Below are 14,873 nucleotides of genomic sequence, written 5' to 3' on the forward strand. Positions count from 1 at the left end.
GCTTACCCCGTGACCTGTTCGCGACGTTTGGCGCGCTCGCGCTCGGCGAATACCGGCATCACTTCATCGATAAACAGGCGCAGCGTCTGCTTCTGCAATTCGAACGGCAGGTTGAAGGTCAGGCCCAGGCAATACTGGTCGACACCGGCGGCTTCGTAATCGAGCAACTTCTCGATGATCTCGTCCGGGGTACCGAACATCAGGTTGCGCCGCAGGTTTTCCGGGTTGTAATTCTCCTTACCCCGCACGCTTTCAAAGGGCACGGCTTCAGGGAAACCGTTGTGCACGGTGCCGACGTTCTGCATCAGGTTTTCGAAGGCGCGGCCAAAGTCCATGCTGTGGCGCACTGGCAACTCCCAATCTTCTGGCTTGGCATACACGCAGGTACGGCGCTGCATCATGAAGCGCGGACGCGGTACATGGGGATTGTCGGCCACGGCCTTGTTGAACTTCTCCCCCAGCACGGCGATTTCAGCGGCCGGTGCCGAGAGTGGGGTGGAGAGGATGTTGGCGCCGATGCCCACCGCCCAGTCGAAGGTGCCCGGATCTCGCGCGGCGACCCAGATGCGCGGGTGATCCTTTTGCAACGGTTTGGGCACAGCGGCCGTCTGCGGGAACTTCCAGTAGTGGCCGTCATGGGCGTAATCCCCGGCCCAGAGCTTTTGCACCGCCGGCACCAGTTCCTTCATATAGCCCACGCCTTCCTGCTGTTGCAGGCCGGGGGTCATGCGGTCGAATTCATACTGATAGGAACCGCGGGCAATGCCGAATTCCAGGCGTCCGTTGGTCAGGTGATCGCACAGCGCCGCTTCACCCGCCAGGCGGATCGGGTGCCAATAGGCGGCTGCCAGGGTCGCGGTGCCCAGGCGAATGCGCTGGGTGTGCTGGCCCAGCCACACCAGGGTCTGGAACGGGTTGGGGGCGATAGTGCATTCGAGGGTGTGGTGCTCCGAAGTCCACAGGGTTTCGAAGCCGCCTTCATCGGCGATCGTGGCCAGTTCCAACAGGTTGGCCATTACGGTCTGCATGGGCACGTCGGGGGAAAAACGTTCCATGCTCAACGATACGGCAAATTTCATGGGTAGCTCCTTGAATAACGAAGGCTTGATCAGCGCAGGCGAATGACGAAGGGGTCCTGCATCTCGCCGGAGTAATCGATGACCACATTCTTGGCCCGGGAAAACTCGCGCATCACGTCAAAGCCCCCGCGACGGCCATAACCGCTCTGCTTGAAGCCGCCATTGGCAGACATGTAGGCGGCGCTGCGGTAGGTGTTGATCCACACCGTGCCGGCGTCGATCCGATTGGCGAAGCGCATGGCGCGATCGATGTTCTGGGTCCAGATCCCCGAGGCCAGGCCGTAGGAGGTGTCGTTGGCCAGGCTGATCATCTGTTCTTCCGAGGTGAACGGCATGACGCCCACCACGGGGCCGAACAGTTCGTCGCGCATGAAGGGCATGTCGTTGGTGGCGTTGGCCATCACGGTAGGTTCGAAGTACCAGCCTTCGGACAGGTGCGAGGCGGTGGGACGTTTGCCACCGATGGCCGCCTGCGCGCCCTGTTTCACGCCGCTGGCGATGTAACCCTCCAGTTTTTGCAACTGGGCTTGCAGCGCCAGCGGGCCGATATCGGTGTGTTCTTCCATGGGGTGGCCGACGTTGATGCGCTGGGTACGGGCCACCAGGGCTTCAACGAACCTGTCATAGATCGGCGCTTCGACAAAGCAGCGCGAGCCGGCGACGCAACTTTGCCCGGCCGCGGCGAAGATGCCAGAGACCACGCCGTTGACCGCCTTGTCGATGTCGACATCGGCAAACACCACGTGGGGTGACTTGCCGCCCAGTTCCATCTGGCACGGCACCAGGTTGTTCGCCGCATTGCCGGCGATGCGCCGCCCGGTGTCGGTGCTGCCGGTGAACACGTATTTGGCGATGGCCGGGTGGCGGGTCAGGGCATCGCCGGTGACCGCACCATTGCCAGTGACGACGTTGACCACGCCTGCCGGGAAGCCGGCTTCGATCACCAGTTCGGCCAGGGCCAGGGTGGAGGCGCTGGCATGCTCGGACGGTTTGATCACCACGGTATTGCCGATGGCCAGGCATGGCGCGAGGGTGCCGGTGAGCAGCATCAGCGGCGAGTTCCAAGGGGTGATCATGCCGATCACGCCCAAGGGTTCTCGGGTGCTGTAGTTGAGCTGGTTGAGCTTGTTGACCGGGATGGTTTCGCCTTGCAGCTTGTCAGCCATGCCGGCGAAGTAGGTATAGGCGTCCGGCAGGGCGCTCATCTGGGCGCGCATTTCCCGCAGCAGCTTGCCGTTGTCGCGGGTTTCCAGCAGGGCCAGGGCTTCGGCGTTTTCCGCCACCAGTTGGGCCAGGCGATAGAGCAATTTGCCCCGCGCGGTGGGCGTCAGGTTGCGCCATTGCGGGTCGTTGAAAGTGCGCTGGGCCGACGCGACGGCATGGTCCACGTCGCTGGCATCCGCCTGGGCGAATTGATACCAGGCCTGGCCGGTGGTGGGGTCGAAGCTGTCGATCCAGATATCGCTGTTGGGGGCGACGAACCGACCATCGATGAACAGGTTAAGGCGATTGCCCTCAAGGGCGCTGACCGTGGTTTTCATGCAAGAGTCCTGTGGGTGCGTGTCAAAGGGATTCGTGGGCCAGTGCTGCGCGTGGCAGCGGGGTGTTTTCGATCATTGCCACCCGGCCGCTGGCGGCGGAGCCGGTGTAAATGCCGAACTGCTGGTTCTCGCGCTCGCGGGCGTAGCGGCGCACCACTGAACGCAATTCGTTGACCGGCATCAGCTCGATGGGCAAGTCGTCCAGGGGGAAGAAACGCAGGGTGTCGGGCAACTCGGCGTCGAGTTGCCCGAGTTGGGCGCGGTAGATCAGGTAGCCGGGGTCGGTGTCGTCGACATCGAACACCGAGTACAGAAAGGTCGATTCCAGTTCGATCGGCAGGGCGCTCTGGCCCGCGTCAATGAAGCCTTTGCGCTTGCCCGCCACGGGCAGGGTCCAGCCACCTTTGCCATCGGCGCGGAACAGAATCGCGTCGCCGGCTTCGATCAGGTAGCCGATGATCATCTTGTGAGAGTCCAGCCAACTGGCCGGCAGCGGGTCCTGGATGTTGGCGTAGCGACCCCGGCAAAAACACAGCGGCAGCTTGGGGCTGGTGCCGAAGGCGCGGACCTGGCCGATCAGCACCAGGTGGTCGCCGGCTTCGATGCGCTGGTCCACGGTGCAATCGAACCAGGTCAGGCTGTCGGTGAGAATCGGCGCGCCGGTGTGGACCTTGTCGTGGTTGACGGTGTGAAACTTGTCCGGTGACTTGGAGGCAAACGTGCCCGAGACGTCCACTTGCCCTTCATGCAGCAAGTTGACGGCGAAGTGTTCGGTGCTGGCGAACGAGGCGTAGCTGGCCGCCGACTTGCCGACGCACACCAGGAGCAGCGGCGGGTCAAGGGAGACTGAGGTAAACGAATTGGCCGTCATGCCCCGTGGGTTGCCCTCGGTGTCATGGGTGGTGATGACGGTAACCCCGGTAACGAAGGTGCCGAAGGCCTGACGCAAGGCGCCAGGATCGACGGCTGCAACGTTGGCGCTGACCATGGTGCTCGGCATCGGAGTACTCCTGTTTTTAAGGGCGTGTTTCTTATGGTTTGCAGCAAGCCTACGGGGAAGAAAACCGCTGGGCTTGCGTCGATCAAGAGCAACTGCAGCAGAAGTTTTGCTGCGGTTCGAAGGGGGTGTTTCAGTCCTTTGGACTTTCCACTTCCATCTCCGCCATGTCCTGATAGCGGTCGGCAATACGCGGGTGCGGGCGCGAGCCGTCGGCGGCACCGATGGCGATCAGGACTTCGTCCGGCCCTGGCGCATCGGCGATCTGGAAATTGGCGGTGAGAAAATGCGAGCGCTTGCCGGTTTCGCTTTTGTGCACCATCGGCAGGGAGAGCAGGGCACCGGGTGCGTTGCGGGTGTTGGTAAAACTCAGGTAGGCCGTGCCTTGCACCGCCTCGCGGAACAGGTTGCCAAAGCGCAGGGTGTGGATCAGCCCGGAAGCGTGCTCGATTTCCCCATTGACCCCGACGCAGGCGGCCTTGCCAAAGGCTTCGACCTGGTCGCCCGGCATCAGCGCAATCAGGCGGCGGGTCAGCTCATGGCCCAGGCCCGGGGCCAGGCGCAGGATCTCCGGGCGCAGGTTTTCCACGAAGCCCTGGCCGGCCCAGGGGTTTTTCAGCACGGCGGCCACGACGATCAGGGTGATTGGCTTGCCGGCGTCCTTGCCGCCCTCGATAAAGGTTTGCTCGATAAAGGTGGAATACTTCCTGACGCCCAGATTCTCTAGATTCATGATGACTCGTCGCCCTTGTGGCTGTTGGTTATGGCCTTAGGCTAGGAGCAAAGGGAAACAGAGTCTTCCGTGGTTCAGCAGTGCAAATGAGCTGGACATTGCTCGGAACCGGAGCAAGTATCAGGCCGGCCTGGCAGGCTAGTTTCCTGCCGTGACCTTCATGTTCAGGTGAGCGCCTTGAATCGAGAAATGCAGATACTGTCGTTGCGCGATGTGGCCAGCCAGATCAACTCCGGCGGCGATCTGCAATCGATGCTGCACCAGTTGGTCTACGCCAGTTGTCGTCACACCCACTGGACCATGAGCTCAATCATGGCCATTGATATGGAGGCCGGTTTTGGCCACGTCATTGCCCGCCATGACCCGACCCTGGTGCAGCGGCCCCTGGTGGATTGCTGGGAGCTGTCATCCAGCCCGGTGATGACCGCCTTACAGCGCAATGAGCCGGTGTTTATCCGCGACGTACGTGAATGCGAGTACCCCGGGTATCGCAGCGAATCCCTGGAGCGCGATTACCGTACGGTGATGGTGATGCCGATGAACTGCACCGACTTCGATGGTCGGCCCATGGTACTCAGCGTGATTTCCCGCACGATCATGGACGTGTCAGAGGAAGACCGGGTGTTCCTCGGCATGATCATCCATCTGGGCGCCATCGCGGTGGAGCGTCAGCGTCAATTGGAAGCCGAGCGCCGCGCAGCCGAACGCATGCAGCAGGCGTTGCATGTGCATACCACCTTGTTGGAGCACGTGCTGGGCGGCGGTTCCGTGACGTCGCTGTCGCTGATGGTCGGTAACCAGTTACCCAACCCGGTGATTGCGGTGGACTTTACCGCTAATCAGGTGGTGGCCGGTCGCTCACCGGATACGGCGTTGTTCGATGACATTGCCTGGCAGGCGGCGGTCGCCGGCGTGCTGAGTGTGCAGATCTCCAGGGCCGCGCATGAAAGCTTGAGAAGTGCGCTCAGGAGTACGGTCAATCTGTTCCTCGACGACGGCCAGCGTCAGTTCACCCTGCGGGCGCAGATCGAGCCGCTGATGATCGATCACGAGCTGGTGGGGGCACTGGTGCTGTTCCCTGTGGCACAGCGGGTCAATGAGCTGGATCTGTTGATGCTGGAAAGCGCCAGGTTCGCCTTGAGCGTGCAGATGATGCGCAGCTTTATCCGCTTTCGCTTCGAAACCCGAACCCAGACCGAACTGCTGTTCGAGGTGCTCGAAGGCCGCTGGCGCGACGCCGATGATATCCAGCAGCGGGCGCAGCGCCTGGGCATCAGCTTCAGCACCGCGCAGCAAATGATCATTATCGATTACGGCGGCAAGGCCCAAGAGTCGAAGAACCTGCATCACAACGTGGCACGAATCCTGGCGCGGGTGGCGATCCACTCAACGGTGATCATCGTCGACAATGGCCTGGTGTGCCTGGTGCCCTCGGAAGGCGAGAAGGGCCGCGAGCGGCTGGCCAAGGTCCAGCGCCAGATTGCCGATGACCTGGCGCACTACCTGGGGGCCGAGCCGATTCTGCTGGCCAGCGGCGTCTGCAGGATGCTGACCGATTACCCCGCCGCCTGGGAACGCTGCAGGCGGCTGATCGATATTGCTCGTTCGTTCGGCCGCAATGGCCCGATCTCCGATCAGGACTTTGGACCGATACCCATCTTCATGGCGGCGGTAGGCGGTGAAGATATTCGTACCTTCGTCAATGAAAGCGTCGGTGCCATGCTGGCTCATGACCGCAAACACCACACGCCTTACCTCGAAACACTGACCGTCTACCTGAGGGAAAGCTGCCGCAGTCAGGCCTGTGCTGATGCAATGGGAGTGCACGTGACGACGCTCAGGTATCGCCTGTCGCGGATTCAGGATCTGTTCGGCATTGATGTCGAGACGCCGGAGCGGCGGTTTGCCACGGAGTTGGCGATTCATTTGCAACGGGTGATTGATAACTAGGATGACGTTTTCGAAATAAATGAACCCTTCGGTACACCGGCCCGCAGCCGGCTGGTGTGGCAGGGGAGCGACCGATGAAGGCCGTCCCCTTATCGAATGGCTGAAACCAGGTTCACTGATCCTTTTCGCAATTGATCATCCACGACACACCGAAGCGATCAACCAGCATTCCGAAGCGGGCCGCCCAGAAGGTGGCTTCCAGCGGCATTTGAATCGTCCCTTTGTCCGCCAGCGCAGCAAAGATCCGCTCTGCTTCGGCAACGCTGTCGACATTCAACGAGATCGAACAACCGCTCATACCGTTAGTGGGGCGATCGGGTGTGGTGTCCGAACCCATGATTGCCTGATCGCCGACCAGCAGGCGGGTATGCATGATCAGGTTGTGGCAGTTCGCTGGAATTTGCTCGCGAGCCGGGCTTTCGCCAAAGGTCATCATGACTTCGATCTTGCCTGGCAGGCATTGGGCGTAGAAAGTGAAGGCGGCTTGGCAGTCGCCGTTGAAGATCAGGTAGGGATTGATTTTCATGTTCTGCTCCCGGCAATGGTGGGTGCATCGGCTGGACGTTGGGTTTGTCCGCGAATTCCGATGGGCGTTGACCCCCAGTAGCAAAGCGCTAAATCGCGGTGTGCGGTTGTGTTTTTTTAGATGTTTTTTCTATGGATCAGCTGAGGCTTATCGCCCCACCTGCAGACACGCGCGTTAGCTGGAGCGCCCCGTTGTCGAGCTGAAGTACCATGGTGCATTGTCATGATCAACGAACCCGACACACCCATCTCCCATCCTCAGCCGAGTCCATTGCCCTATGCCTGTTCTTGACCGTTTCGCCTCGTTGCTCGACCAGGCGAGACGTGCCTTGTTGCTGGTCTGGGGAACTTCCCGCGGGCTGTTTCTGGGGCTGGTGCTGGCGACGCTGATTGCCGGTGTGCTGCCGGCGTTGGCGGCCTGGCTGGGACAGCGCATCGTCGATGCGGTGGTGACCGCCATGCAGTTGCACGCCCGGCAGGGCAGCGCGCCGTTGTGGCCCGCTGTGCGTTATGTGCTGTTTGAAGCCGGTGTGCTCGCGTTACTGTCCGGAACCCAGCGTGCACTCTCGGTGCAGCAGTCGTTGTTGCGGGTGCAGTTGGGGCAGAAGGTCAACACCATGATTCTGGAGAAGGCTCAGACCTTGTCTCTGGTGCAGTTCGAGAACTCCGAGTTTTACGACAAGTTGGTCCGGGTGCGGCGCGAAGCCTCGACCCGGCCGTTGGCGCTGGTGATCAAGTCGCTGGGGCTGATCCAGAACCTGATTGTGCTGATCAGCTTCGGCTTGTTGCTGGTGCATTTTTCACCTTGGGCGCTGGTGCTACTGGTGGTCGGTGCGTTGCCGGTGTTTTTCGCCGAAGCACATTTCTCCGGCGATGCTTTTCGTCTGTTCACCCGTCGCGCGCCGGAGAGTCGGCAGCAGAATTACATCGAGACGCTGCTCTCCCACGAGGGCTACATCAAAGAGGTCAAGCTATTTGGCTTTGCCCCGCTGCTGTTGCAGCGATACAGAGACACGTTCACCCGTCTCTACGCCGAAGACCGGCGCCTGACCCTGCGCCGGGATGGCTGGGGATTTGTGCTCGGTCTGCTGGGGACGGGGGCGTTTTATCTGGCCTATGCCTGGGTGGTGGTCGATACCGTCCACGGCAACATCAGCCTGGGGCAGATGACCATGTACCTGGTGCTGTTCAAGCAGGGGCAGGCTGCCGTAAGCAGCAGTCTGAGCGCCATCAGCGGTCTCTATGAAGACGGGCTTTACCTCTCGAGCCTCTATGAGTACCTCGCCGAACCCGTGGTGGTGGACACCGGTGGCCTGAGCGTGGGCGTCATGCCCGGTGACGGAGTGCGTTTCGAGAATGTCGGTTTTCGCTATCCGGGGGCGAGTCGAGCCGCTCTGGAGGGCATCAACCTGCACCTTGTACCGGGTCGCAGTGTGGCACTGGTGGGTGAGAACGGTTCGGGCAAGACCACGCTCATCAAGTTGCTGACCCGTTTGTATCGCCCCGATCAAGGGCGCATTCTGCTGGACGGCAGCGATTTGCAGGGCTGGGAAGAGGATGCGCTGCGTCGGCGCATCGGCGTCATCTTCCAGGATTACATTCGCTACCAATTCTCCGTGGGCGAGAACATCGGTGTGGGCGACACCTTGGCCTTTGACGATGAAAAACGCTGGCATGAAGCCGCCGCCGAGGGCATGGCCGCACCCTTCATCGAACATCTGGATCGAGGGTATGCCACGCAATTGGGACGATGGTTTGCCGGTGGGCAGGAACTGTCCGGCGGGCAATGGCAGAAGATCGCCTTGTCCCGCGCCTATATGCGCCGCAACGCCGATATCCTGATTCTGGATGAGCCGACCTCGGCACTTGACCCGGCAGCGGAAGCGGCGGTGTTCGAGCATTTCAGCCGGCACACCCAAGGCCGCATGACCTTGCTGATTTCTCACCGCTTCTCCAGTGTGCGCAATGCAGACCACATCATCGTGCTGGACCAGGGAACGATCCTGGAACGGGGCGATCACGACAGCCTGGTCGCGGCTGGCGGGCGCTATGCGCAGTTGTTTGACTTGCAGGCACGGGGTTATCGATAGACCGGGAGCCTCATGAGGCCCCGGGCCAATCACGGTCAAGGCATTGGCGGCAGTTCATGGGGCTGCAGATCGAACACCTGCACTCTGACACCACCACATCATGCCCGGACTTATGCCGTCACCTTGGGTAGCCAATCATGGCTGCGATACCAGGCGACCGTATCGGCAACCGTTTGCTCAAACGGTCTGAACTTCAGGGCGAGTTCGTTTTCGCTCTTGGTATGGTTGAAGTGGCTGCGCCCGGTTTCCTTAACCATCAGCCGTACAGTCGCCAGGCTGAGCAGGACAGGTTTGCCGCTGATGCGCGCGTAGAGTTCCTGGAGTGTCGCCAAGGTGTACAGCAGGGGCAAAGGCACATCACGCGTCGGCGTCTTGACGCCTGCGATTTTGCCCAGCAGGGGCACCAGTTCCCGCATGGTCATATGGCGGCCTGCTGCCAGGTAGCGCTCTCCGCTTCGTCCGCGCTCTGCCGCCGCGATATGCGCCAGTGCTACATCCCGGGCATCGACAACGGAAAAACTGCCGGGCACCAGACCTGGCAATTTGCCAAGAACCACGTCGTTGACAAATTGCCCCGATGAGGTGGGCCCGATGTCCGCGGGGCCCCACATCCAGCCAGGCAGCACCATGCTGGCATGCATGTCTGGATGGTGCTCCAGAAACGACAGCACGGCCTGGTCGGCCAGTATCTTGCTGCGGTAGTAGTCGTCGGCATCGGCCAACTCACGCAGGCAGGTCTCGTCGATAGGTCGGCCCGGAGCCCCATTCAGCACTGCAATGGATGAAGTCTGGATAAAGTGCCGGATGCCGGCACGGTAAGCCTGCTCGATGAGCCGTTGTGTCCCGTTCACATTGATGCGTTTGAGTTCCTTCCAGTGGCTGCCCCCCTTGTAGTTGTCTCGAAAAAAGGCGGCGGTGTGAAACACCACATCGCACCTTTGCAACGTCCTGGAGAAGGCAGACACGTCCGCCATATCGCCCACCACCAACTCAACCCCCGCCAGCCCGGCGAACTGTTGCCGGCCTTTGGCTTGTGAGCGGACCAGTGCCTTGACGGAGAAGCCGCGCGCAACCAACTCGCGCACAAGGTTGTTGCCAAGTAGTCCGGTAGCGCCTGTAACAAAAGCGGATTTCAATTTTTTGGTATTTTGCATGTCGAGTGATTTTCAAAGTCCATTTGAGTTTTAAATGTAGCGAAGTGTAATGACAGATATCAAGTGATATCTGAATTTTCCGGGGAGGCTGTCAGCGGGTTGCCGGAGTCGACCCCGGGTTGGCGTGTCGTCCGCCTGACGGGCGATACCAATATCCGGCTATGCCCCCTGCGCAAAAGCATCGTTTGATACCCAAAGTTCATGTGATATCTTTTTGCGCATGAACCCAAAGACCGCAAGAAAACGCCTGACCCGCGAGGAAAGCCGGGCCCAGACACGTGAACGCCTGATCGAAACTGCGCAGCACCTGTTTGTATCGAACGGGTATGGCGGCACATCGATCCGCGATCTCGCGGATCGGGCCGGCTATTCGCAAGGCGCCTTCTACTCAAACTTTTCCAGCAAAGAGGATGTCCTGCTGGAGCTTTTGCGCCGGCATATGGAAGCCGAAGCGATGCAACTTTCCACGGTCATGGAAAGTGACGGGCGAACGCCGGAACAGCTGCTCGCGGGATTGGAGACCTGGGCTTCCACGCTCAACCACGATGCCGACTGGTGCATGCTTTCCATCGAGCTGCAGTTGCATGCCAACCGCAGTTCGACGTTTGCTGTTGAATACCAGAAGGTCTGGGATCAGCATCGGGCCGAGATTGGTCGCGTTGTCAGCCAGCTGTTCAGTCAACTCGGGCGCATTCCCCCTGCCGCGCCGGACGAACTGGCCGCGGCGTTCATGGCGCTGACCCATGGACTGGCCCTGCAAAGAGTGAGCACTCAGCCTGATCCGTCAGGGCGGCTGATTCTGGTATTCCTGCGCGGGCTGATCGAAAGTGCCGTGGTTGTTGATGCAGCACGTACCGGAAGCGTTCGTCCTTGCCATTGAAATCCGCGCGGTGCGAGTTGACCAAAAATATCGTGCCGCCGCCGTCACCGATTCCCCCTTCGCACGGATAGCCGGTGTAGGGGGAACCGATCTCACCCGTGTTGCGCGGGTGCGCCAGGATGAAGCTGTGAGCACCCACTTGGTAAGTCGCCGACGGGCTCCAGAGTCGGTGTAACCAGGCCATCTTTGAAGTGTTTATAGTTTGGTTGTATTTCCTGGTAGCTCTCTGTACGGGTGCCAAAACTTCTAAACAGATTCGCAATGTCGCGTACATATTCCATGCGTTGTACCAGTTATGAAATAACTCGGGAATTCAACATTTCGTTAAGTTGACAAAGCTGATGCAGTGGTGCGGCCATTTTTTGATGTCTGCATTTGGATGGTTGATTGTTATAAAAGGTCGGAAATATTTGATTGTGTTCGCCTGAATGCTTTCAGGCGTCATGTTGTTTAAGGAAGGCGGGGCTGTTAGAAAACGTCGAGTAACGCATATCGAATAAAGCGTAATGTAATGATGGCAGGTACGTGTACTTAGCGAAATATGACTTCACGAAGCGAAGGGGTATACGTTTTTGGAAGCCTTCGATGATTTGATTCTTGGCTATGTACTAAAGAAGCTGACCGATGTGTTTGAAGAGATAGTGGCGGTGTCTAAAAACACCTCTTCGGATAAGACGGCGGGCGTCGTGGGTCTCAAGCAACGTAAAGCTGCAAAGAAAATTCCCATCTGGCTGGGGCGCTTGAGAGTCAGCACTCCTTATCAAGTGACCCATGTGCTGCTTGATCAGATGCACGCTTCACGAAAGCTTAATCACGACCTGCGCTACGAGGCACAAGCCGCCTTGCTGGAGGCACTGGTGGAGGAAGAGCTGGCGATGGATGCCGCGAGTTATTCGGTGGCTGTTGTCGAGGGTAGATTGAGATGATTTTCGGATCGCTGAACGTGTTTCTATTGGGCTCGCTCTGCGTGTCGGAAACACTTGGGGAATGGCTAATAGGCCGCCGGGTGCTGCTGAATGGGGTAGAGGTTGATTACGCGATCTATACCGACAATCAGATTGGCCTGGTGGTCACACCGCCCAGATAGACGACTACCACGTCACGGCTATTGAACTGGACTTCACACCTGATGCCGATTGGACGTTGGAGCCGCCGCATATATTATTCGGCCCGACGGGCAAGTAGGTCTACCCTGTGCGAGCGACCAGCTCCATCCCATCGAACGGCAATGTGGCGATGAAGGGCATGCCCTACGCCGCTCGCGTGTATACCTACGACGACCGGTACCCACTCGCCTGAATCCTTCAGAAAGCTTCGCCGATATAATCGTGACCAATCCCATATAGAAGGCTGAATCACAATGATTAGTCGCCGCCAATTGATAAAAATCAGCGCACTCGGTACCGCTTCATTTGCGGCGCCGGCGGCTTATCCTGTGAGCGAGATAACCATGAGCTATAACACTCGCAACCCGATCGGCAGTACCGACCCGCGCGATTTGTCCGATAACGCCAAGAGCATCGACAACTTCGCTAATGGGCCCGCCTCAAGGTATACAGATCGGTTCAGCGTGGATCGTAAAAGCATTCCAGGGATGATTGCTGAGTTCGATTCGGATCAGACGCAGCGCAATAGCGAGTTTCAAAGTGCGCAGGGTGATCGCGAATCCACATTCATAACATTTCGGTCCGAAAGCAAATCAGCGTTCGAAGCGGCACAGGCCAGTCGTGCCTCGCAGTTCGAGCATTTCCTTCAGTCCAGCGGCTACGCCTTGCTCGGCGACTATGCGGACAGCCCACTGCAAATCACCGCACACAACCAGTATTTCATGAAGGGTGGGCGGCCGTATCGTCTGTCGTCATTCGTTGCAGTACCGTATTCAACGACCGGTGACTGGACGACCGAGAGCGATGCGTTTGTGCTGCTAGGGGATGATGTGTTGCGGCAGGAAATGGCCGGCCCTGGAGGTGCGGCCCTCTCCAATTATCAGAATCCCGTGTATGGATCAATTAAGTCGGATCTATATAAGAGAGCGCTGGAAGAGGTGAGCGCGGTCAATGATTTTGGGGCCGACCCTTCAGGGTTGGCAAATTCGACCGCAGCGCTTCTGGCGTTCTATACACACTGTCTATCAACCGGGCATCCAGGGGTTATTACGGCTGGAACGTATTTGGTAACTCCGGGCCAGCTGGACTTTTCCTCCGGGTGGATTGATCGGCCTTTTCCTCACATTAAAACCGCAGGGCACGGTTCGGTTTTCTTCGTCGCTGCCTCTGATGTTAACGCGCCGATGCTACGCATCAATAATGGCACTTCCACATCGGCACTTTACCGGCTGTGGCGTGGTGGCAGTCATGGCGGTGTCACCTTTGTGGATCCGTTCCCGGCATCAACCGCCACCGCTAGGCACGGTCTTTCAATTTACGGGTTTAGTGGAACTCATTTCGGGTATATCCGTGGGCAGGGTTTACGCGGCGATTTGCTCCACTTTGAGCGCAAGCTTTATGCAGGGAATAATCCGGATCCGCATAATGTCAGCTTTTGCGAGTTCGATGGTGTTGAGTCCAATGCCTCACTCGGTTACGGAATGAACAATGACAACTCCGTTGGCGTTACCCACTGCAAATTCAAATTCACACGTATTATAGATGGTATTTCGGGTGGGATTCGTGGAGTTGGTGTTGCCAGTGAATACGCCCACATCTCTATGGGCAATCAGCGTGGATGGGCTATAGATATTCCGTTTGATCTCCTTAACGGAGGGCGGACCGCTATCAAGTTCGTGGAGCTTGATAATTGCGAAAAAGGTTACAATATAGAAGCGCTAAACATACTAACGATTGAAGAGTCGCGTATCGTTCATAGATGCCAATTGTGGCCCAATACCTCAGCCGTTTATTGGCCGACTATTAGCTATAATGTGTCACCCCTCGCTAAAAATGTTATTAACTTGACTATAAACGGCATCCATAGAATAGACGCGGGGGGGAGTCTTTCCGTAATTGGTAAATTTGTAGAGTGCAATAACAGCGCTAATATTGCGGGCATGACAGTTAATTTGGATATTGTCGATGGTGCTGGGCTGGGTATATTGGACAGTCAGATTGCAGCTGGTCTATCTCGTAGCGCTCCGGATGTTCAGGTTTTTAGGCGTGGAAAGAAAATAGCTAGCACGTCTAGTATTGTCGGATGTGCTTTAACAGCAACCACTTCACAGCAGGTGGCTAATTCCGGCTATCCAGGAGTAGGCGCTAAAATAAATTTTCCAACCAAGAGTTATGATCATGGGGGTAACTATAATCCTGCAACTGGCTGTTTTACAGTTCCTTACGAGGCTATTTACAGGTTTAGAGCGTGTATAACTTTAGCTGTCCCTGTAGGGACTCGTGTCAGGCTTGGAATCGGGAGAACATCTTCATCATTAATAGCCTCTAGGGTCTATTATGCAGATACGGCAAATGCCAGGACTTATACTCTTGAGGGGGCTTCCCTTATACATGCTGGGGAGGAAATTTATGTGCAGGCGGATCAGAACAGTGCAGCAGCCGTAAATCTTGTGGGTGTGGATGCCGTGTCAGTTGAAAATGCATGGTCAATTGAAGCTATGCAATAACCAATGCTGGCTTTCACTTTGGATTCGTCCGCCTTGGTTTGCGTCTGGTCAACGCGACAGAAAAGCCCCGTTGCCTAACGCATTTTGTGCGGTGACCTGCGGATGGGTTTTCTCCAGCCAGTGAAGCAATTGGACAAGAATCGGCAGGCTCTTCTGTTAACGAGCATCGTAACGTTGCTCGTCGCCGATTTCTTTGATGTCGCGCTCTATGCCCGCAGCTTCCTTCTTTTGATAGCTAACCTCCCACCGAATGCCATCTGGCTCCCTCCTGCCTGTGATCTTGCGCGGATGGCGTCGTGCCGGTTTTTTTA

12 protein-coding genes and 2 pseudogenes are annotated in these 14,873 nt (G+C 58.0%); 6 read left to right on the forward strand and 8 right to left on the reverse strand.

Features of this window, described 5'->3' with window-relative positions:
- Positions 1-2: 2 nt before the first annotated feature.
- The 4 genes from AC07VR_RS15930 to AC07VR_RS15945 form a co-directional block, all read right to left on the reverse strand.
- Positions 3-1,079 carry an LLM class flavin-dependent oxidoreductase gene (locus AC07VR_RS15930; RefSeq protein ID WP_494994780.1) on the reverse strand — a complete coding sequence of 359 codons (1,077 nt, stop codon included), beginning with the start codon at positions 1,077-1,079 and terminating at the stop codon, positions 3-5.
- A 29-nt stretch (positions 1,080-1,108) separates the two neighbouring features.
- Positions 1,109-2,620, reverse strand: coding sequence for an aldehyde dehydrogenase (locus tag AC07VR_RS15935; protein WP_495011773.1), 1,512 nt, complete (start codon positions 2,618-2,620; stop codon positions 1,109-1,111).
- Positions 2,621-2,642: 22 nt separating this feature from the next.
- A complete protein-coding gene (locus tag AC07VR_RS15940) occupies positions 2,643-3,620 on the reverse strand; it encodes a flavin reductase family protein (RefSeq protein ID WP_495011774.1) in 978 nt (325 codons plus the stop codon).
- 130 nt (positions 3,621-3,750) lie between these two features.
- Positions 3,751-4,350, reverse strand: a complete 600-nt coding sequence (locus tag AC07VR_RS15945) for an amino acid synthesis family protein (protein WP_495011775.1) — start codon at positions 4,348-4,350, stop codon at positions 3,751-3,753.
- Between the two features lie 168 nt (positions 4,351-4,518).
- Here AC07VR_RS15945 and AC07VR_RS15950 point away from each other — a divergent pair, with 168 nt between their 5' ends.
- The gene (locus AC07VR_RS15950; RefSeq protein ID WP_495011776.1) at positions 4,519-6,300 is read left to right on the forward strand and encodes a helix-turn-helix domain-containing protein; all 1,782 of its coding nucleotides are present in this window, start codon (positions 4,519-4,521) and stop codon (positions 6,298-6,300) included.
- Between the two features lie 112 nt (positions 6,301-6,412).
- On the opposite strand, the gene AC07VR_RS15955 is transcribed toward AC07VR_RS15950, so the two are convergent.
- Positions 6,413-6,826: a VOC family protein gene (locus tag AC07VR_RS15955; protein WP_494994785.1), complete on the reverse strand. Its 414-nt coding sequence runs from the start codon at positions 6,824-6,826 to the stop codon at positions 6,413-6,415.
- A gap of 277 nt (positions 6,827-7,103) precedes the next feature.
- Between AC07VR_RS15955 and AC07VR_RS15960 the strand changes: the two genes are divergently transcribed.
- Positions 7,104-8,915 carry an ABC transporter ATP-binding protein gene (locus AC07VR_RS15960; protein WP_495011777.1) on the forward strand — a complete coding sequence of 604 codons (1,812 nt, stop codon included), beginning with the start codon at positions 7,104-7,106 and terminating at the stop codon, positions 8,913-8,915.
- A 110-nt stretch (positions 8,916-9,025) separates the two neighbouring features.
- Here the strand turns inward: AC07VR_RS15960 and AC07VR_RS15965 are convergent, their stop codons facing one another.
- The gene (locus AC07VR_RS15965) at positions 9,026-10,051 is read right to left on the reverse strand and encodes an SDR family oxidoreductase (RefSeq protein WP_494994843.1); all 1,026 of its coding nucleotides are present in this window, start codon (positions 10,049-10,051) and stop codon (positions 9,026-9,028) included.
- A 238-nt stretch (positions 10,052-10,289) separates the two neighbouring features.
- On the opposite strand from AC07VR_RS15965, the gene AC07VR_RS15970 reads away from it, so the two are divergent.
- Positions 10,290-10,949, forward strand: coding sequence for a TetR/AcrR family transcriptional regulator (locus AC07VR_RS15970; RefSeq protein WP_495011778.1), 660 nt, complete (start codon positions 10,290-10,292; stop codon positions 10,947-10,949).
- A 34-nt stretch (positions 10,950-10,983) separates the two neighbouring features.
- Here AC07VR_RS15970 and AC07VR_RS15975 read toward each other — a convergent pair.
- A pseudogene (locus tag AC07VR_RS15975) lies at positions 10,984-11,088 on the reverse strand (hypothetical protein); the annotation flags it as partial.
- Positions 11,042-11,230, reverse strand: a complete 189-nt coding sequence (gene bcsR / locus AC07VR_RS15980) for a BcsR/BcsP family cellulose biosynthesis protein (RefSeq protein ID WP_495011779.1) — start codon at positions 11,228-11,230, stop codon at positions 11,042-11,044. The gene bcsR and the pseudogene AC07VR_RS15975, both read right to left, overlap by 47 nt.
- Positions 11,231-11,521: 291 nt before the next feature.
- Here bcsR and AC07VR_RS15985 point away from each other — a divergent pair, with 291 nt between their 5' ends.
- The 3 genes and pseudogenes from AC07VR_RS15985 to AC07VR_RS15995 all read left to right on the forward strand — a co-directional run bounded on the left by AC07VR_RS15985 (position 11,522) and on the right by AC07VR_RS15995 (position 14,562).
- A complete protein-coding gene (locus AC07VR_RS15985; protein ID WP_495011780.1) occupies positions 11,522-11,875 on the forward strand; it encodes a hypothetical protein in 354 nt (117 codons plus the stop codon).
- A 154-nt stretch (positions 11,876-12,029) separates the two neighbouring features.
- Positions 12,030-12,248: pseudogene (locus AC07VR_RS15990) on the forward strand (hypothetical protein); the annotation flags it as partial.
- A 61-nt stretch (positions 12,249-12,309) separates the two neighbouring features.
- Complete coding sequence (locus AC07VR_RS15995; protein WP_495011781.1) at positions 12,310-14,562, forward strand: hypothetical protein; 2,253 nt, start codon at positions 12,310-12,312, stop codon at positions 14,560-14,562.
- Positions 14,563-14,873 lie beyond the last annotated feature (311 nt).

The sequence above is a fragment of the Pseudomonas sp. GW821-FHT02H09 genome (genome assembly GCF_059421425.1).